The 17,161-nt window shown below is 70.0% G+C and carries 17 protein-coding genes; 8 read left to right on the forward strand and 9 right to left on the reverse strand.

Annotated features, from left to right (window positions below; translation table 11 throughout):
* Positions 1-3: 3 nt before the first annotated feature.
* From ndk to Q5716_RS08620, 6 genes are all read right to left on the reverse strand, one after another.
* Positions 4-417, reverse strand: a complete 414-nt coding sequence (ndk, locus tag Q5716_RS08595) for a nucleoside-diphosphate kinase (protein ID WP_305002659.1) — start codon at positions 415-417, stop codon at positions 4-6.
* Complete coding sequence (locus tag Q5716_RS08600) at positions 414-806, reverse strand: DUF4233 domain-containing protein (RefSeq protein WP_305002660.1); 393 nt, start codon at positions 804-806, stop codon at positions 414-416. The genes ndk and Q5716_RS08600 overlap by 4 nt, the downstream gene beginning before the upstream one ends.
* The gene (locus tag Q5716_RS08605) at positions 803-2,173 is read right to left on the reverse strand and encodes a bifunctional folylpolyglutamate synthase/dihydrofolate synthase (protein WP_305002661.1); all 1,371 of its coding nucleotides are present in this window, start codon (positions 2,171-2,173) and stop codon (positions 803-805) included. Before Q5716_RS08605 ends, Q5716_RS08600 begins: the two co-directional genes overlap by 4 nt.
* Entirely contained in the window at positions 2,166-5,426 is a 3,261-nt protein-coding gene (gene ileS / locus Q5716_RS08610) for an isoleucine--tRNA ligase (protein WP_305002662.1), read from the reverse strand. Before ileS ends, Q5716_RS08605 begins: the two co-directional genes overlap by 8 nt.
* Before the next feature lie 193 nt (positions 5,427-5,619).
* Entirely contained in the window at positions 5,620-6,600 is a 981-nt protein-coding gene (locus tag Q5716_RS08615; protein ID WP_305002663.1) for a DUF1648 domain-containing protein, read from the reverse strand.
* Positions 6,601-6,604: 4 nt separating this feature from the next.
* Complete coding sequence (locus Q5716_RS08620) at positions 6,605-6,952, reverse strand: GntR family transcriptional regulator (protein WP_305002664.1); 348 nt, start codon at positions 6,950-6,952, stop codon at positions 6,605-6,607.
* 285 nt (positions 6,953-7,237) lie between these two features.
* On the opposite strand from Q5716_RS08620, the gene Q5716_RS08625 reads away from it, so the two are divergent.
* The 7 genes from Q5716_RS08625 to Q5716_RS08655 all read left to right on the forward strand — a co-directional run bounded on the left by Q5716_RS08625 (position 7,238) and on the right by Q5716_RS08655 (position 14,736).
* Positions 7,238-8,416, forward strand: a complete 1,179-nt coding sequence (locus Q5716_RS08625) for a phosphotransferase (protein ID WP_305002665.1) — start codon at positions 7,238-7,240, stop codon at positions 8,414-8,416.
* Positions 8,417-8,486: 70 nt separating this feature from the next.
* Entirely contained in the window at positions 8,487-9,776 is a 1,290-nt protein-coding gene (locus Q5716_RS08630) for an MFS transporter (protein ID WP_305002666.1), read from the forward strand.
* A gap of 95 nt (positions 9,777-9,871) precedes the next feature.
* The gene (locus tag Q5716_RS08635) at positions 9,872-10,516 is read left to right on the forward strand and encodes a hypothetical protein (RefSeq protein WP_305002667.1); all 645 of its coding nucleotides are present in this window, start codon (positions 9,872-9,874) and stop codon (positions 10,514-10,516) included.
* Positions 10,517-10,526: 10 nt separating this feature from the next.
* The gene (locus tag Q5716_RS08640) at positions 10,527-11,411 is read left to right on the forward strand and encodes an aminoglycoside phosphotransferase family protein (RefSeq protein ID WP_305002668.1); all 885 of its coding nucleotides are present in this window, start codon (positions 10,527-10,529) and stop codon (positions 11,409-11,411) included.
* Between the two features lie 90 nt (positions 11,412-11,501).
* Positions 11,502-14,075, forward strand: coding sequence for a valine--tRNA ligase (valS, locus tag Q5716_RS08645; RefSeq protein WP_305002669.1), 2,574 nt, complete (start codon positions 11,502-11,504; stop codon positions 14,073-14,075).
* Entirely contained in the window at positions 14,072-14,509 is a 438-nt protein-coding gene (locus Q5716_RS08650) for a GNAT family N-acetyltransferase (RefSeq protein WP_305002670.1), read from the forward strand. The genes valS and Q5716_RS08650 overlap by 4 nt, the downstream gene beginning before the upstream one ends.
* A complete protein-coding gene (locus tag Q5716_RS08655) occupies positions 14,509-14,736 on the forward strand; it encodes a hypothetical protein (RefSeq protein WP_305002671.1) in 228 nt (75 codons plus the stop codon). The genes Q5716_RS08650 and Q5716_RS08655 overlap by 1 nt, the downstream gene beginning before the upstream one ends.
* Before the next feature lie 104 nt (positions 14,737-14,840).
* On the opposite strand, the gene Q5716_RS08660 is transcribed toward Q5716_RS08655, so the two are convergent.
* From Q5716_RS08660 to Q5716_RS08670, 3 genes are all read right to left on the reverse strand, one after another.
* Positions 14,841-15,077, reverse strand: a complete 237-nt coding sequence (locus tag Q5716_RS08660; RefSeq protein ID WP_305002672.1) for a hypothetical protein — start codon at positions 15,075-15,077, stop codon at positions 14,841-14,843.
* Between the two features lie 27 nt (positions 15,078-15,104).
* The gene (locus Q5716_RS08665; protein WP_305002673.1) at positions 15,105-15,737 is read right to left on the reverse strand and encodes an ArsR/SmtB family transcription factor; all 633 of its coding nucleotides are present in this window, start codon (positions 15,735-15,737) and stop codon (positions 15,105-15,107) included.
* Positions 15,738-15,816: 79 nt separating this feature from the next.
* Entirely contained in the window at positions 15,817-16,620 is an 804-nt protein-coding gene (locus tag Q5716_RS08670) for a methyltransferase domain-containing protein (protein WP_305002674.1), read from the reverse strand.
* A gap of 48 nt (positions 16,621-16,668) precedes the next feature.
* Between Q5716_RS08670 and Q5716_RS08675 the strand changes: the two genes are divergently transcribed.
* Positions 16,669-17,160, forward strand: coding sequence for a hypothetical protein (locus tag Q5716_RS08675; protein ID WP_305002675.1), 492 nt, complete (start codon positions 16,669-16,671; stop codon positions 17,158-17,160).
* Position 17,161 lies beyond the last annotated feature (1 nt).

Below are 17,161 nucleotides of genomic sequence, written 5' to 3' on the forward strand. Positions count from 1 at the left end.
CCCTCAGAACCAGAGAGCGAGCTCGCGCGCGGCCGACTCGGGCGAGTCGCTGCCGTGCACGAGGTTCTGCTGCACCTTGAGTCCCCAGTCGCGGCCGAGGTCGCCGCGGATCGTGCCGGGTGCCGCCGCCGTCGGGTCAGTCGTGCCGGCGAGGGAGCGGAAGCCCTCGATGACACGATTGCCCGCGACTCGGATCGCGACTACCGGGCCGGACTGCATGAACTCGACGAGCGGCTCGTAGAACGGCTTGCCCTGGTGCTCCTCGTAGTGCGCCGCAAGGAGGTCGAGGTCGGCCTCGAGCATCCGGATGTCGACGAGCTGGTAGCCCTTCGCCTCGATGCGGCGCAGGATCTCGCCGGTGAGGTTGCGGGCGACGCCGTCCGGCTTGATCAGGACGAGGGTCTCTTCGACGGTCATGGGGTCTCCTTCAGGATCGTGGTCTTGGCGCGGTCGAGTTGCCGGCCCTTGAGAAAGCAGAAAGTCCAGATGGCGGCGAACCCCGCCCCGATGACGTACATGATCGGCAGCACGATGCCGAGGGCGATGAGCACCGCCTGGAGCACCCAGCCGAGCGCGAGACCCCACCGATAGCGCACGAGTCCGGCGGTGAGCACGAGCAGCAGGATGAGCGCCGCTCCCCCTCCGAAGGCGACGGCGGGGGACACAGCCTTGAGACCGAACGCCGTCAGCGCGGCGAAGAAGACCATGAACGCCTCGAGTCCGAGGGCGATGCTCGTGAGCGACTCCGTCGCGCTGCGTTCGCGACGGGGTCGACCGGCAGGGGCGGCGCCGGGGGCGTCGGTCACTTCCAGCCCTCCGACTCGGCGAGCGCCATGACATCGCCGATGAGCGTGATCGAGCCGGTGACGACGACCGCTCGGCGCGGAGCCTGGGATGCCCAGATCCGCGCATCCTGGACCGCGAACTCGAGGCTCTCGAACGCCTGCACCGCGTGCTCGGGCGCGTCGCGGGCGACGAGGTCCGCGAGCCGGTCGGCCGGAATGGCGCGGTCGGAGCCCGACTGGGTCACGAAGAACGTCGAGGCCACCGGGGCGAGTGCCGAGACGATGCCGTCGGCATCCTTATCCTGGAGGACACCCAGCACGATCGCGATCTCGTCGAACGTGAAGTAGGTGCGCAGCGCATCGGCGAGCGCGAGCGCCCCGTGCGGGTTGTGGGCGGCATCCACGAGCACCGTCGGCTCCGTGCCGACGAGCTGGAGGCGCCCCGGCGAGGTCGCCGTCGCGAGGCCCTCTGCGAGCACGTCGCCGACGAGCGCTTGGCTGCCCTCGCCGAGGAAGGACTCCACGGCCGCGATCGCGAGCGCCGCGTTGTGGCCCTGGTGGTCGCCGTACAGGGGCAGGAAGAGGTCGCGGTACTCCCCCGCAATGCCGCGGACCGAGATGACCTGGCCTCCGACGGCCACCGTCGAGCTCTCGAGCGCGAACGCCGTGCCCTCGACCTTGAGCGTGGACTCGGTGAGGTCGGCCGCCCGCTCGAGTTCGGCGAGCGCCTCGGGCACCTGGGCCGCCGAGACGACGCTCGCGACGGGCTTGATGATGCCCGCCTTCGTGCGCGCGATCTGCTGGATGCTCGACCCGAGCCGCTGGGTGTGGTCGAGGGCGATCGGCGCGAACACGGCGACCTGCCCGTCGGCCACGTTCGTGGAGTCCCACTCGCCGCCCATGCCGACCTCGACGACGGCGACATCGACGGGGGCGTCCGCGAACGCCGCGAACGCGAGCACCGTGAACGCCTCGAAGTAGGTGAGGGGCTCCTCGCCGTTGTCGGCGAGCTCGGCATCCACAAGCTCGAGGAAGGGGCGGATGTCGGCCCAGTTGTCGGCGAACGCCCGGTTCGAGATGGGCTCGCCGTCGATCACGATGCGCTCGTTCGGTCGTACGAGGTGCGGGCTCGTCACGAGGCCGGTGCGCAGTCCATAGGCGCGCAGGATCGACTCGATCATCCGGCTCGTCGACGTCTTGCCGTTGGTGCCGGTGATGTGGATGATCGGGTAGCTGCGCTGCGGGTCGCCGAGCAGCTCGACCGCGCGCCGAGTGGCGTTCAGCCGCGGCTGGGGCGCGGCCTCGCCGATGCGCTCGAGGAGTTCGGCGTAGGCGCGGTCGGCATCCTCCCGGTACTCCGAGTCATCGAGCTCGAATTCGTCAGACATCCACCGCTCCCGACTTCACGACGTCGATGACCAGTACACCAGCATTCGCGTACTGCCCGGAACCCACCGTCGTCCGGTGACCGCCTGCCTGGGCGGTGAGCGCTGCGGCAGCCTGCGGGTCGGCGCTGTGCTCGAACACGCTCGACACCGCGAGCGTCTCGCCCGCGATCATCTCCTCGAAGGCGGTGAGTGCGGCGAGGTCGTCCGCGTCGGCACCGGCGACGACGAGGCGGATGCGGTCGCTCACGTCGAGCCCGGCCGCCTTGCGGGTGTCCTGGATGGCTCGGATGACGTCGCGGGCGAGGCCCTCCGCCTCGAGCTCGGGTGTCGTGACCGTGTCCAGGACGACGAAGCCGCCGTCGCCGAGGAACGCGATCGCCGAGGCCGGGTCCGCCGCCTCGAGCACCATGTCGTACTCGCCATCGACGAGCTCGACACCGCCCGCGACGACCCGGTCGCCGTCGGCCGACCAGTCTCCGGCCTTCGCCGCCTGGATGACGCGCTGGACGTCCTTGCCGATCCGCGGGCCGAGCGCTCGCGCGTTGACCGTGAGCCGCCGGGAGATCCCGAAGGCGTCGACGGAGCCCTCCTCGAGGGGCACGACCGTGACCGACTTGAGGTTGAGCTCCTCGCGCAGGATCGCGTCGGCGCCGTCGAACAGCGGCGAGCTCGTCACCACGGTCAGTCCCGAGAGAGGAAGGCGCACGCGCAACCCCCGCGTCTTGCGCAGGGCAAGGCCCGCCGAAGCCACTTCGCGGACGGCATCCATCTGCGTCACGAGGCCGTGGTCCGCGGGGAACGACGTCGCGTCCGGCCAGTCGGTCAGGTGAACGCTCCGGCCTCCGGTGAGCCCCTGCCAGATCTCCTCGGCGACGAGCGGCAGGAGTGGCGCCGCGACGCGCGTGACCGTCTCGAGCACGGTGTACAGCGTGTCGAACGCGTCCGTGCCGGCGCCGTCCCAGAAGCGGTCGCGGCTGCGGCGCACGTACCAGTTGGTGAGCACGTCGGCGAAGTCGCGCAGCTTCTCCGCCGCGAGCGGGCTGTCGAGGCCCTCGAGGTCTGCCGTGACCGCCTCGACGAGTTCGCGCGTCTTGGCGAGGATGTACCGGTCGAGGAGGTTCTCGGAGTCGGTGCGCCACGTCGCGGTGTAGTCCGAGGCGTTCGCGTACAGGGTGAAGAAGTAGTACGTGCTCCACAGCGGCAGGAGCAGCTGGCGCACGCCCTCGCGAATGCCCTCCTCCGTGACGATGAGGTTGCCGCCGCGGATCACGGAGCTCGACATGAGGAACCAGCGCATCGCATCCGCGCCGTCCCGGTCGAAGACCTCCGAGACGTCCGGGTAGTTGCGCAACGACTTCGACATCTTCTGCCCGTCGGAGCCGAGCACGATGCCGTGGCTGATGACGTTGGTGAACGCCGGCCGGTCGAAGAGCGCGGTCGAGAGGGCGTGCATCACGTAGAACCACCCCCGCGTCTGCCCGATGTACTCGACGATGAAGTCCGCAGGGTTGTGACTGTCGAACCAGTCCTGGTTCTCGAACGGGTAGTGCACTTGGGCGAACGGCATCGACCCGGAGTCGAACCACACGTCGAGCACGTCGGGGATGCGCCGCATCGTCGACTGGCCGCTCGGGTCGTCGGGGTTGGGCCGCGTCAACTCGTCGATGTAGGGGCGGTGGAGGTCCGTGGGGCGCACGCCGAAGTCGGCCTCGAGCTCGTCGAGAGAGCCGTAGACATCGACGCGCGGGTACTCCGGGTTGTCGCTCTTCCACACCGGGATGGGGCTGCCCCAGTACCGGTTGCGGCTGATCGACCAGTCGCGCGCGTTGCCCACCCACTTGCCGAACTGGCCGTCCTTGACGTTCTCGGGCACCCAGTTGATGTCCTGGTTGAGCTCGCCCATGCGCTCCTTGAACTCCGGCACGCGCACGAACCAGCTCGACACCGCCTTGTAGATGAGCGGGTTGCGGCACCGCCAGCAGTGCGGGTACGAGTGCTCGTAGCTCGCCACGCGGAACAGCCGACCGTCGGCGCGGAGCTTCTGGGTGAGGGGCTTGTTCGCCTCGAACACCTGAAGGCCGGCGACATCCGTGATCATCGGAAGGAACTTGCCGCCGTCGTCGACAGAGAGGATGACCGGGATGCCCGCCTTCGCGGTCACCACCTGGTCGTCCTCGCCGTACGCGGGTGCCTGGTGCACGATGCCCGTGCCCTCGCCCGTCGCGACATAGTCGGCCACGAGGATCTGCCAGGCGTTCTCCATGCCCCACGCCTCGACGTCGGCGTAGTAGTCCCACAACCGCACGTAGCGCACGCCGTCGAGGTCGCGGCCCGGGATGCGACGCAGGATGGACTCGACCGCCTCCGTGGCGCTCGCGTAGCCGAGCTCCTTCGCGTACCCCCCGACCGTGTCGGCCGCGAGCAGGTACTCGGCCGCGCCGTCGACGAGGGGGCCCGAGCGCACGACGGCGTACTCGATGTCCGGGCCGACCGCGAGCGCCGCGTTCGTCGGGAGCGTCCAGGGCGTCGTCGTCCAGGCGAGGGCGTTGACCCCCGTGAGCCCGAGCGCCTCCGCCTTCGGCCCGTCGAGGGGGAAGGTCACGGTGACGGCCTGGTCCTGGCGCATCTTGTAGACGTCGTCGTCCATGCGCAGCTCGTGGTTCGACAGGGGCGTCTCGTCGTGCCAGCAGTAGGGCAGCACGCGGAATCCCTCGTACGCGAGCCCCTTGCCGTACAGCTGTTTGAACGCCCAGATCACGGACTCCATGAAGGAGATGTCGAGCGTCTTGTAGTCGTTCTCGAAGTCGACCCAGCGCGCCTGCCGCGTGACGTAGCGCTCCCACTCCTCCGTGTAGCGCAGCACGGATGCCCGTGCCGCCTCGTTGAAGGCGGCGATGCCCATCTCCTCGATCTGGCGCTTCTCGTTGATGCCGAGCTGCTTCATCGCCTCGAGCTCGGCGGGGAGGCCGTGGGTGTCCCAGCCGAAGCGGCGGTGCACTTGCTTGCCGCGCATCGTCTGGAACCTCGGGAACAGGTCCTTCGCGTAGCCGGTGAGCAGGTGGCCGTAGTGCGGGAGGCCGTTCGCGAAGGGCGGGCCGTCGTAGAACACCCACTCCGGGGCACCCTCGCGCTGGTCGATGGACGCCCGGAAGGTGCCATCCTGCTTCCAGAATTCGAGAATGCGCTTCTCGATCTCCGGGAATCGCGGCGAGGGGACGACTCCGTCGTCCGGCGTGTTCAGCGGGTAGCCCATCGGTCTCCTCCAGTGCGGTGCTTCGCACGAGGACGACCTGTCGGCCGCGGTACCACCCCGCTTGCCGGCACCCGCAGGCGCCGACCGCTCAATACTGCTGTGACGGGCTTACCCGTTCGGTTCTAGTGACCGCACCCGAGTGCTGTGCGGCGTTCTTCCGAAAGCTCCCCGGTGATGGCCGGATCGACGCTGGTCAAGACATCGTACCGCGTCGCGCGACGAGTGAGTTGAGCAGTGCCGCGCCGGTGCGCGCGTCGTCGACCGTAACGACGAACACCCTGCCGCTGCGGCGCCGAACCTCGAGGCCGTCACCGCGTCGCGTGACCACGCCGAACCGACCCGGGCCGCCCCAGCGCAGGCCCCAGCCCCCGAAGTCGCGCACGGGCTCCACCTCGACGAGAGACGCGCTGTCGACGTCGGCGAGCGGGATGCGGAAGCGCGGGATGCCCACGGCCGACCGCACCTCTAATCCCTCCTCGGTGACGCGCACCCGCCAGAACAGGGTCGCGGCCACCAGCAGGGCGATGACGAGGAGGAGTGCTCCGTACACGAGCGTGACCGGCAGCGGGGCGGAGAGGGCCAGCGACACGACACCCACCACGGTCACGAGGGCGAGTGTGCCGACGGCGAAGACCGCGAGCACCCCGGACGGCTCCATCCGCTGCATCCAGACCGCCCGCTCCGTCGCCCCGAGCGGGAGCGTCTCCGGGGTCACGCGAGTGTCGTCCAGGGGCGTCGCGGCGGGGAGGACGAACCACGCGCCCACGCCGAGCGCGAGGCCGCCGAGGGTTCCGCCGAGCGGCAGGAGCTCGACGCCGGGCGCGGCCGCCGCGTCATCCAGGCCGCGCTGCATCCACAGCGAGCCCGCGAGCGTCACCGTGAGCAGGACGGAGAGGAAGGGCGACGTGGCGACGACGAGCCGCTGCACGATGCTGAGTCCCTTCCCGCGAGCAGCCACGAGGGCGAACGCCGAGTAGGCGAGCACGAGGACAACGAGGAGGAGAAGGGAGGGCCAGGCTGGCCCGAAGCCGTCGGGAGCTCCCGAAGCGCCCCAGTGGATCGCGACCGGGTCCGGCAGGTCGGGAAGCGCCAGCACGATGAGCAGCGCGCCGCCGAGGGCGATGACCGCCGGGACGACGACGGCGACGAGGAGGATGCGGGTGCGGTCTGCCATGGGATCACCAGGCCTCTCGGATCATGGCGCTCACGGCGCCGGGGGTCAGCTCGAGCCGTTTGGCCTCGGCGACGATGGTGTCGATGTCCCTCGCGAGGGCGCTGTAGTCGCGGGCGCGGTCGGTCACGACGGCGCCACGACCGCGACGCAGTTCGATGAACCCCTCGTCGCGAAGCTCCTGGTACGCCCGCAGGACCGTGTGGATATTGATGTCGAGCGCTACCGCGAGGTCCCGAGCGGCGGGAAGCCGCTCGTTCACCGCGACACGGCCTGAGAGGATCGCGCCACGGATGCTCGCCGCGAGCTGCTCGAAGAGCGGGCTGGACGACCCGGGGTCAACGGTGAAGAGCATGTGTCTATTCTATTGTTATAGAAGAACTATAACAAGCTCCCGACGCGACACGACACGATCCGGTCACGAATACCAGCGCGAGCCGTGACAGCAGACAGAATGAGTCGGTGCAGTACCGAGCAGCGGAGGACATCGTCGTCCCGACGACACACCCCCAATCCGCTCCGGCGCCCTCCCTGGCGTCGTGGTCTGCGCTCAGTTCGGCGCTAGAACCCGTCGCGCCCCAGCCGCCCGAGCCGCCCAGCGGCCCAGACGACCATGGAGACGACGGACGTGCCGACAACGATGACGACTGACCCCTTCCCTGACCGCGCCGACGCGGTGCGCTCCCTCGCAGCCGAACTCGGCTGGACCGCGATCGCGGTTCGTCTCGCGAGCCTCGACGCTCGCGGGGACTCCTTCGTCACCGGCCACGTCGTCGACGTCGTCGACGGGGACGGCAGCCCGCGACAGCACACGGTCTACCTCGAGGGCGAGCTCGACTCCCCCGAGTCCGGATACCCCGTCGAGAGCGCCGCAGGCGAGCGCCTCACCGCGTGGCTCTACCCCGCCGACCCCGCGCTGCCTGCGCTCGCAACCGCCGTGACCCCCGAAACCGCCGCCGCGCTCGTCTCGCCGTTGGGCCTCGAGCCGGAGCAGCTCGAGATGGATGTGCTCTCGTATCGCGCGGGCAGGCGGGCGGTCATCCGGGCCACAACCCCGAGCGGCACGGTGTTCCTCAAGGTCGTGGGGCCGCACCGCGTGGAGGCCATCCGGGAGCGGCATGCGATGTGGCGGGAGCACGGCATCCCCGTGCCCGCAGTTCGATCGTGGGACTCCGACGGGATGCTCGTGCTCGACCCCCTCGTCGGCTCCGAGATCATCGGGATGCTCGACCGACTGCCCGGTGACGACGGACTCGTGTCCGCGGTGTGCGAGCTCTCCCGGCGCATCGCCGGGGTGCCCTCCACCGAGCCCGCCCGCCCGTCGCTGGCGCACCGAATCGACTGGTATCGCGGACGACTCGCGCAGCTGGCCCCCGAGCACGAGTCTCGGACGCATTCCGTGTGCGACATCGTCGCACTCACCCTCGCCGCCGCCCCCGCGGCACCGGCGCCCGTGACGATCCACGGCGACCTGCACCTCGCCCAGCTCTTCGCTCTCCGCGACGACCCGCTGACGGTCACCGGTGTCCTCGACATCGACACCGCCGGACTCGGCGACCCGGCTGATGACGCCGGGGCACTCGTGGCGCACCTCCTGGCGTCGGCGGACCTGACCGAGCGCACCGTCGGAGCGCCTGCCGCGCGACGCGCCCGCGGACTCGCGCTCTCGTTCGTCGAGGCGTGGGACGACAATCCGGATGCGGCACTCGCCATCCGGGCGCGAGCGATCGCCGCGACCCACTTGCTCGGTCACGGCCTGTCGGGCTCGCTCGAGGCGCACCGGTGCCTCGAACTCGCGGAGTCGATGCTGCGGGACTGACGCCCTGCCGGGGAATGAACCGAGCGACCCCTAGGCTTGAGTACTTGTGACCATCACCGATAGTGGCAAAGTGCCAACCACATCGCCCTCCTCGGTCCGGACCTCCCGCAAGGTCGTCTGGGCATCGTTCGTCGGGACCGCTCTCGAGTCCTACGACTTCTACGTCTTCGCGTACTTCGCCGCCTTCTTCATCGGGCCGCTCTTCTTCGAGCCGCTCGGCGTCTTCGGCGGGGCGCTCGCGGGCTTCCTCTCGATCGCGATCGCCTTCGTGGTCCGCCCCATCGGCGCCATCATCTTCGGCCACCTCGGGGACCGACTCGGTCGCCGCGGGACGCTCATCGTCACGATCACCCTCATGGGCGTCGCGACGGGGCTCATCGGAGTGCTGCCCACCTACGACTCGGTGGGATGGCTCGCCGCGGTCCTGCTGATCATTCTGCGGATCGCCCAGGGGCTCTCCCTCGGCGGCGAGTGGGGCGGGGCCATCCTCCTCGCCACCGAGCACTCGGAGGAGAGCAAGCGCGGCTTCTATGCCGCGATCCCGCAGCTCGGCTCGCCGGTCGGCTCGATCCTCTCTGCGACGCTCTTCATCGTGATGACGCTCTCGGTGAGCACGGAGGACATGGTGGCGTGGGGATGGCGCATCCCCTTCCTCACCGCGATCCCGTTGCTGGCCGTCTCGCTGTACCTGCGCTGGTCGATCGAGGAGACGCCCGTCTTCAAGCGGATCGACCAGGAGGGCCTCAAGCCGCGCGTGCCGCTGCTCGCGGTGTTCCGCGCCCAGCCCGTCGCGCTCGTCGTCGCGATCGGCGCCGCGCTGCTCGGGATCGGGTCGTACTCGCTCATGAACACGTACACGATCAACTACGGCACGACCGCGCTGGGCTTCAGCTTCCAGGACCTTCTCGTCGCGACCACGATCGGCGGGCTCCTGCAGCTCGTGACCATTCCGCTGTTCGGCGCGTGGGCCAACCGCATCGGATCGGCGCGAGTGGTCGCGATCGGCGCGATCGGCACGCTCCTCGTGACGTTCCCGATGTACTTCCTGCTGCAGTTCGCGACGTTCCCGATCCTCGTGGCGACGATGATCATCGGCGGCATCCTGCCGACACTCAGCTGGGCCGCGCTCGGCGGGCTCATGAACGACCTCTTCGAGCACCGCTTCGGCTACTCGGCGCTGTCGTTCGCCTACTCCATCGCGGCGACGCTCACCGCGTTCGTGCCCACCATCACGCTCCTGCTCGCCGAGGCGACGGACACGGCGTGGTGGCACCCGGGCATCGTGCTCGCCGTTCTCTCCGCGCTGACCCTCGTGTCGGCGATCGCGGCGGCGCGGATGCGGCGGCCGTCCGCGCTCTGAATCGCGTTCGCATCCTGTTGTCCCGGGCGGGGACGGCCCCCTAGGCTGTCCTCGTCCGGGGCACTCCCGGTTCGCGACCACAGCACGGGGACCAGATGAGCGACGACACTCCGACCCAGCGGTTCGACCAGCAGCCGGCCGAGGATGCACCCACCGAGCTGCTCCCGCAGACCGACGCCGCACCTGCCGAAGCCGGCACCGTCGAGACGCCGCGCGAGCGGTCATCCCGGCGCACCATCATCATCCTCGCCTCGGTGGGCGGGGCGCTCCTCATCGCGCTCATCATCCTGCTGATCCTGCTGCTCACGCGCGGCGGCTCCCCCGCGCCCGCGCCGACCGGCTCGCCGACGCCCACACCGACGGCGAGCTCCGCGACCCCCACCCCGTCGCCCACGCCGACCCCCACCCCCACGCCGACCCCGACGCCGACACAGACGGTCGCGCCGCCCCCGCCGCCGCCCGCTCCGCTGATCTCCTCGTACAGCGCGTCCACGACGTCGGTGAACTGCGACGGGCAGGACTCGGTGCCGGTGACCTTCAGCTGGGCGGCGACCGGCGACACGCTGTGGTTCGGCGTCGGCACGACGAACGCGAAGAACGAGCCGTACAGCGAGTTCCCGCTCAACTACACGATGGACTTCGACTACCAGTGCGGCCAGTCCTCCGGGCAGCAGATCTACACGATCACCGTCCAGGACGGGTCCGACGTCGAGAGCCAGACGATCACGATCCGCGAGTAGCCTCGGGGAGATGGACTCCCGCTCGATCACCGAGGACCTGGTGACCCGGCTCATCGCCGATCAGTTCCCGCAGTGGGCGCACCTGACCGTGCGCCGGGTCGAGCCCGGGGGCAACGACAACCGGACCTTCCGGGTAGGCGACGAGTTCAGCGCTCGGCTGCCGAGCGCCGAGGGATACGTCGCCGCCGTCGAGAAGGAGCACCGCTACCTTCCCCGGCTGGCGGCAGCTGTTCCGGTCGCGATTCCCGAACCCGTTGCGCTCGGCGAGCCCGGGCACGGCTATCCCTGGCCGTGGACGGTGAATCGCTGGATGCCCGGCCGCGACCTCCTGAGCGGGCCCGACATCGACCGGCGCGCGCTCGCCGCCGACCTCGCCGGTGTGCTCGTCGCCCTGCGCCGGGCCGACGCCGCGGACGGCCCGGCCGCCGGGGCCCACAGCTTCTTCCGAGGTGCCCCGCCCGAGTACTACGACGAGGAGACGAGGCGCCTTCTCGCCGAGTTGGGGGGCGTCGTGGCATCCGAGGTCCTTCGCGAAGCGCAGCGCGTCTGGGATGCCGCGCTCGAGTCACGGTGGGGACAGGCGCCGGTGTGGTTCCACGGCGACGTCGCCCACGGCAACCTCCTCGTCTCCGACGGTCGGCTCTCGGGCCTCATCGACTTCGGCACGAGCGGCGTCGGCGACCCGGCGTGCGACCTCGTCATGGCGTGGACCTACTTCGACGATGACGACCGGCGGCTCTTCGTCGAGGCCGTCGACCTCGATGCGGGCACGTGGGCGCGCGCCCGTGGCTGGGCACTGTGGAAGGCGCTCCTCATCGCCCGGGAGCGGGGCATCCACGACTCGGGCGGCCTCCCGATCGTGACCCGGGTGCTCGCCGACCCGATCGCCGAGTGACGCCGCGCCGCCGGTAGAATCGGGGGCAGTCCAACACTCAGGCACCTCACCAACCGACACGGTGCCGCACATATCGAACCGGAGACCCCCATGCCGACAATTCCCGAGCGCCCCGCCCTCGAAGGACTCGAAGAGAAGTGGGGGGCGGCCTGGGAGGCCCAGGGCACCTACCGGTTCGATCGTGCCGCAGCTCTGGCTCAGGATGCGGCGGGCGGGGGGACCGTCTTCTCCGTCGACACTCCCCCGCCGACCGCCTCCGGGAGCCTGCACATCGGGCACGTCTTCAGCTACACCCACATGGACCTCGTGACCCGGTTCCAGCGCATGCGCGGAAAGAGCATCTTCTACCCGATGGGCTGGGACGACAACGGCCTGCCGACCGAGCGCCGGGTGCAGAACTACTACGGCGTGCGCTGCGACCCCACGCTGCCCTACGACCCGGATTTCGTTCCCCCGCAGCAGGGCGGCGAGGGGTCGAGCGGCAAGGCCGCCGACCAGGTGCCGATCTCGCGGCGCAACTTCATCGAGCTCTGCGAGGCGCTCACCATCGAGGACGAGAAGCAGTTCGAGGAGCTGTGGCGCCAGCTCGGCCTGAGCGTGGACTGGTCGCTCACCTACCGCACGATCGGCAACGACGCGCAGGCCACGGCACAGCGCGCTTTCCTTCGCAACCTCGCCCGCGGTGAGGCCTACCAGGCCGACGCGCCGACGCTGTGGGACATCACGTTCCGCACCGCGGTCGCGCAGGCCGAGCTGGAGGACAAGGACCAGCCCGCGGCCTACCACCGTGTCGCGTTCCACCGCACCGACGGCCAGGGCGACATCGAGATCGAGACGACCCGCCCCGAGCTGCTGCCCGCGTGCGTCGCCCTCGTCGCCCACCCCGACGACGAGCGATACCAGCCGTTCTTCGGCACGACCGTGCGCACGCCGCTGTTCGGCGTCGAGGTGCCGGTGGTCGCCCACCGCCTCGCCCAGAAGGACAAAGGCTCCGGCATCGCGATGATCTGCACGTTCGGCGACGTCACCGACGTCGTGTGGTGGCGCGAGCTCGACCTCCCGAACCGCACGATCATCGGTGCCGACGGCCGCATCGTCGCCGAGGCCCCCGAGGCGATCGCGACCGACGAGGCGAAGGCGCACTACGCCGAGCTCGCCGGCAAGACCGTGTTCAGCGCGAAGGGCCGAGTGGTGGAACTACTGCGCGAGTCGGGCGAGCTCATCGGCGATCCGAAGCCCATCACCCACGCGGTGAAGTTCTTCGAGAAGGGCGACAAGCCGCTCGAGATCATCTCCACCCGCCAGTGGTACATCACCAACGGGGCGCGCGACACCGCGCTGCGCGACCGCCTCGTCGAGGCCGGCCGCGAGATCTCGTTCACCCCCGACCACATGCGCGTGCGCTACGAGAACTGGGTCGGCGGACTCACGGGCGATTGGCTGATCTCCCGCCAGCGCTTCTTCGGCGTGCCCATCCCGGTCTGGTACGAGCTCGACGAGAACGGCGAACGGGGCGCTGTGCTCGTGCCGAGCGAGGACTCGCTGCCGATCGACCCGTCGAGCGACGTTCCCCCCGGGTACACGGAGGCCGACCGGGGCATCCGCTTCGTCGGCGAGCTCGACATCATGGACACCTGGGCGACCTCGTCGCTCACCCCGCAGATCGCGGGCGGCTGGGTGACCGACCCCGAGCTCTTCGACCTCGTGTTCCCGTACTCGCTGCGCAGCCAGGGCCAGGACATCATCCGCACGTGGCTGTTCTCGACGGTGCTGCGCGCCGAGCTCGAGCACGGCTCGGTGCCGTGGCGCAACGCCGGGATCTCCGGCTTCATCGTCGACCCCGACCGCAAGAAGATGTCGAAGTCGAAGGGCAATGTCGTCACGCCGAAGGGGATGCTCGACGACCACGGCTCGGACGCGGTGCGCTACTGGGCCGCGTCGTCGCGGCTCGGAACGGATGCCGCATTCGACCCGCAGAACCCGAAGCAGATCAAGATCGGGCGCCGGCTCGCGATCAAGGTCTTGAACGCCGCGAAGTTCGTGTACTCGTTCCCCGAGGCGGCGGCGGGTGCATCCGTCACCGAGCCGCTCGACACCGACATGCTCGCCGAGCTCGCCTCGGTCGTGTCGACGGCGACCGACGCGCTGGAGTCGTTCGACCACGCGCGCGCCCTCGAGGCTGCGGAGCAGTTCTTCTGGACCTTCTGCGACGACTACCTGGAGCTCGTCAAGGAGCGCGCATACGACGCCGAGGGCGGAGCCGGCCAAGCGAGCGCCGTCGTGGCGCTGCGCACGGCGATCGATGTGCTCCTGCGGCTCTTCGCGCCCTACCTCCCGTTCGCGACGGAGGAGGTGTGGAGCTGGACCCACGAGGGCTCGGTGCACACCTCGGCGTGGCCGACGGCCGCCGAGCTCGGCGAGGTCGGCGCACCGACCGGGCTGCTGCCCGCCGTGAGCGAGGCGCTCATCGGGATTCGCCGGGCGAAGACCGACGCGAAGGCGTCGCAGAAGACCGAGGTGGTCTCGGCCACGATCGCCGGTCCGGAGATCCTTCGGCTCGCCCTCGGCGACCTGAGCGCCGTCGGTCGCATCGCGGCCGCGACGTTCGTCGACGCCGAGGAGATCGCCGTATCGGACATCGTGCTCGCCGAGGCGGCCGAGTGATCCGCGCGATCGAGGCGGGCGACCGGGATGCCTGGGGCCCGCTGTTCCGCGCCTACGGGGCGTTCTACGAGACCGAGTTCTCCGACGAACTCCTCGACCGGGTGTGGGCACTGCTCACGACGAGCGGCTCGGGAATCGACGCACTCGTGGCGGAGCAGGACGGCGAGGTCGTCGGCTTCGCGCACTACCGGTCGCACCCCGACACCTTCACCGGGGGCCGCGACTGGTTCCTCGACGACCTCTACGTCGACCCGGATGCCCGGGGCGCCGGCCACGCGACCGACCTGATCCAGCACCTCAGTGCCCTCGCGCGCGAGCACTCCCCCGCCGGCACGCTGCGCTGGATCACCGCCGCCGACAATGCGCGAGCGCAGCGGGTGTACGACCGGCTCGCCACGAAGACGACCTGGGTGACCTACGAGGTGAGGCTCTGATGCAGCTCGGAACACGCTGGAGCGTCGGCGACGAGCCGCCCGCGAGACTGGAGGCGCCCGTTCGAGACGCAATCGCCTCGGTCGAGGCGGAGCTCGCGGGCATCGACACCGCGGGCTGGCGCTGGACGCTCACCTGGTTGGAGGGCCGACCGGTGGTCGAGCTCGACGACGGCACGGTCATCCGGGTCTCGCACGACGGCGACGTCGTCGTCTCGGTCGAGGAATAGGGCCGGCCCCGGCCCACCGCGGGCCGATCGTGCACAGGAGGATGGCGCTAGGACGCCGAGTGCTCTAGGGGCGGTGGAACGGGGCCGGGGCTGGATGCGCGCTCTCAGCGCACGCGCGCAGCGAGCAGCGCTGACTCGTGCTCCCGACGCTCGGCGGCCTCGGACTGCTGCCGGAGTCGCACGAGGTCGTCACGCGCGAGCTCGGCGCGGTCTGCTCGACGGCGAGCCCACAGCAGGGCCGCCATGCTCAGTCGCATGACGAGTCGGTCGATGCCGTGAGCCTGGGCGCGACGGCTGCGCGCGGAGTAGCTGCGGCTCGCGAAGGCGGGAGTTGCGGTCATGTCTGTCACCTCTTCCTGGGTCTCAAACTAGGCCCGACCACCGACGTTCCCGTCGGGGTCGAGAGGGGTCTCCGCTCCCCCGAGAACGGGGAAGGCGTTGAAGTGGAACTGCACCGGGCGGGAGCCCGGATCGTTGCGGCCGCGGAGGGGTTCGAGCGTCGCCTTGGCCCAGGCGTCCCAGGACTCGACAACGGCGGCGAGCTGCTCGCGAGTGAGTCGGAGGTTGGCGGTCGCGAGGGTGCCGGCGAGGATCCAGTCCATGTCGAGCTCCTCGTACCCGCGGTTGACGAAGTCCTGCAGGAGCACCGCGCGGTTCTGCTCCCACTCGCGCATGACGAGCGCGGATGCTGCGCGACCCGCCTCGCTGTCGGCGATGCCCTCGGGCGTCAGCGCGATTCCGCCCGGAACCCTCTCCCACCAGCGCTCGCGACCGGTGCCGCGGCCCTCGACCTCCCGGACGAAGCCGTGCTTCGCAAGCTGCCGGAGGTGGTAGCTCGTGGCGCCGCTCGATTCGCCGAGCTTGTCAGCGAGCGCGCTCGCGGTCGACGCCCCGTGCACGGAGAGGTGGTCGAGCAGCTGCACCCGCAGCGGGTGCGCGAGCGCCTTGAGGCTCACCATGTCGAGCTTGCGCTCGGCCATCGTCGGGGTGTCGTCGCTCATGATGCAAAGCTACCATTGCAACCATTTCTTTGCAAGCATCCCTTTGCAACTGATTCTTTGCAGAGAAGTCATTGCCGATCTACGCGCGAGCGATGAGCTCCCCGTGCGGCATCGCGAGCCAGCCGTCCTCGTCGTCAGCCCATGCTCGCCACGCCGTGCTGATGAGCTCGAGGTCGTTCTGCGTGGCGAGATACTTGGCGAGGGCATCCCCGGCGAACGCCGACTGCAGCACCCGGGCCTCCCACATGCTCCCCCACCACTCCCGATCGGCGGCGCCCGCGAAGTTCCAGATCGAGGCGGTCGTCTCGACCTCGGTGAAGCCGGCCTCGCGCGCCCACGCCTTGAGTCGGCGCCCCGCATCCGGCTCTCCCCCGTTGGAGCGGTGCACCTTCTCGTACAGATCGATCCACGCATCGAGCCCCGGCAACTGCGGGAACCAGAACGTCCCCGCGTAGTCGACGTCGCGCGCGGCGACGATACCCCCGGGTTTGGCGACGCGGCGCATCTCTCGCAGGACGGCGACAGGATCGGCCACGTGCTGGAGGGTCTGGTGGGCGTGCACGATGTCGAACGAGTCGTCGTCGAACGGCAGCGCGTAGGCGTCGCCCGTCACGAACTCGAGGGAGTCGCGCGAGAACTCACCGGATGCTCGCGCGATGACCTCGGCGGAGGCATCCAGCCCCACCACGCGCCCCGGAGCGAGGCGGTCGGCGAACTCGACTGTGATCGTGCCCGGACCGCATCCCACGTCGAGGAGGGAGAGCCCCTCTTCGAGGTGCGGTTCGAGGTATGCCGCCGAGTTGGCGATCGTGCGCCAGGTGTGCGACTTGAGGACGCTCTCGTGGTGGCCGTGCGTGTACTTCTCCGTGCTGTCGCGCTGCATTCCCTGAGAGTATCGGCTCCCGAGCGGACCGCGGGTTAGCGTGGAGTGATGAGATCAGCGCCAGTGCTCATCCTGACCGCCGCGCTCCTGACGGGGTGCACGAGCGCCCCGGCACCCGCGCCCTCGACGCCCGACCCTGCGCCGTCGGCGCCGTCCCCGGAACCGACAGCCGTCGCCCTCCCGGAGCTCGAGACCGTGCTCTCCCTCCTCGACAGCAGCGCTGACGACTCGCGGGTACCCACCACCCGACTCGGGGTCGTCCTGGAACCCGGGCAGCCGCAGACTCTCTCGGATGCACGGGCGCAGGTCACGGGCAGCGCGGAAGTTCGAGTCGGATGCTCGTCGGTGGGAGGTGCACCGGTGACCGTGCGCGTCGAGATCGACGGCATAGACCGCGGCTCGTTCGACGTGGAGTGCGGCGAGGCGCCGAACGTCACCCTGGTGACCCAGGAGACCGCGTACGACATCGCCGGACCCTATACGTTCACGGTGGAGTCCGACGCCGCCGCGGTCATCGCCGTGGGCGTCGTGACGGGATGAC

Origin of the sequence: Antiquaquibacter soli (genome assembly GCF_030580675.1) — a bacterium.
Taxonomy (GTDB): Bacteria; Actinomycetota; Actinomycetes; order Actinomycetales; family Microbacteriaceae; genus Rhodoglobus; species Rhodoglobus soli.

What these genes read in the sequence shown, in the direction of transcription:
- Q5716_RS08660 (WP_305002672.1), bottom strand. Translation starts at nt 15,077, where the DNA reads ATGACCGCAACTCCCGCCTTCGCGAGCCGCAGCTACTCCGCGCGCAGC.
- Q5716_RS08655 (WP_305002671.1), top strand. Translation starts at nt 14,509, where the DNA reads ATGCAGCTCGGAACACGCTGGAGCGTCGGCGACGAGCCGCCCGCGAGA.
- Q5716_RS08635 (WP_305002667.1), top strand. Translation starts at nt 9,872, where the DNA reads ATGAGCGACGACACTCCGACCCAGCGGTTCGACCAGCAGCCGGCCGAG.
- Q5716_RS08625 (WP_305002665.1), top strand. Translation starts at nt 7,238, where the DNA reads ATGACGACTGACCCCTTCCCTGACCGCGCCGACGCGGTGCGCTCCCTC.
- Q5716_RS08615 (WP_305002663.1), bottom strand. Translation starts at nt 6,600, where the DNA reads ATGGCAGACCGCACCCGCATCCTCCTCGTCGCCGTCGTCGTCCCGGCG.
- Q5716_RS08675 (WP_305002675.1), top strand. Translation starts at nt 16,669, where the DNA reads ATGAGATCAGCGCCAGTGCTCATCCTGACCGCCGCGCTCCTGACGGGG.
- Q5716_RS08670 (WP_305002674.1), bottom strand. Translation starts at nt 16,620, where the DNA reads ATGCAGCGCGACAGCACGGAGAAGTACACGCACGGCCACCACGAGAGC.
- ndk (WP_305002659.1), bottom strand. Translation starts at nt 417, where the DNA reads ATGACCGTCGAAGAGACCCTCGTCCTGATCAAGCCGGACGGCGTCGCC.
- ileS (WP_305002662.1), bottom strand. Translation starts at nt 5,426, where the DNA reads ATGGGCTACCCGCTGAACACGCCGGACGACGGAGTCGTCCCCTCGCCG.
- valS (WP_305002669.1), top strand. Translation starts at nt 11,502, where the DNA reads ATGCCGACAATTCCCGAGCGCCCCGCCCTCGAAGGACTCGAAGAGAAG.
- Q5716_RS08620 (WP_305002664.1), bottom strand. Translation starts at nt 6,952, where the DNA reads ATGCTCTTCACCGTTGACCCCGGGTCGTCCAGCCCGCTCTTCGAGCAG.
- Q5716_RS08640 (WP_305002668.1), top strand. Translation starts at nt 10,527, where the DNA reads ATGGACTCCCGCTCGATCACCGAGGACCTGGTGACCCGGCTCATCGCC.
- Q5716_RS08665 (WP_305002673.1), bottom strand. Translation starts at nt 15,737, where the DNA reads ATGAGCGACGACACCCCGACGATGGCCGAGCGCAAGCTCGACATGGTG.
- Q5716_RS08605 (WP_305002661.1), bottom strand. Translation starts at nt 2,173, where the DNA reads ATGTCTGACGAATTCGAGCTCGATGACTCGGAGTACCGGGAGGATGCC.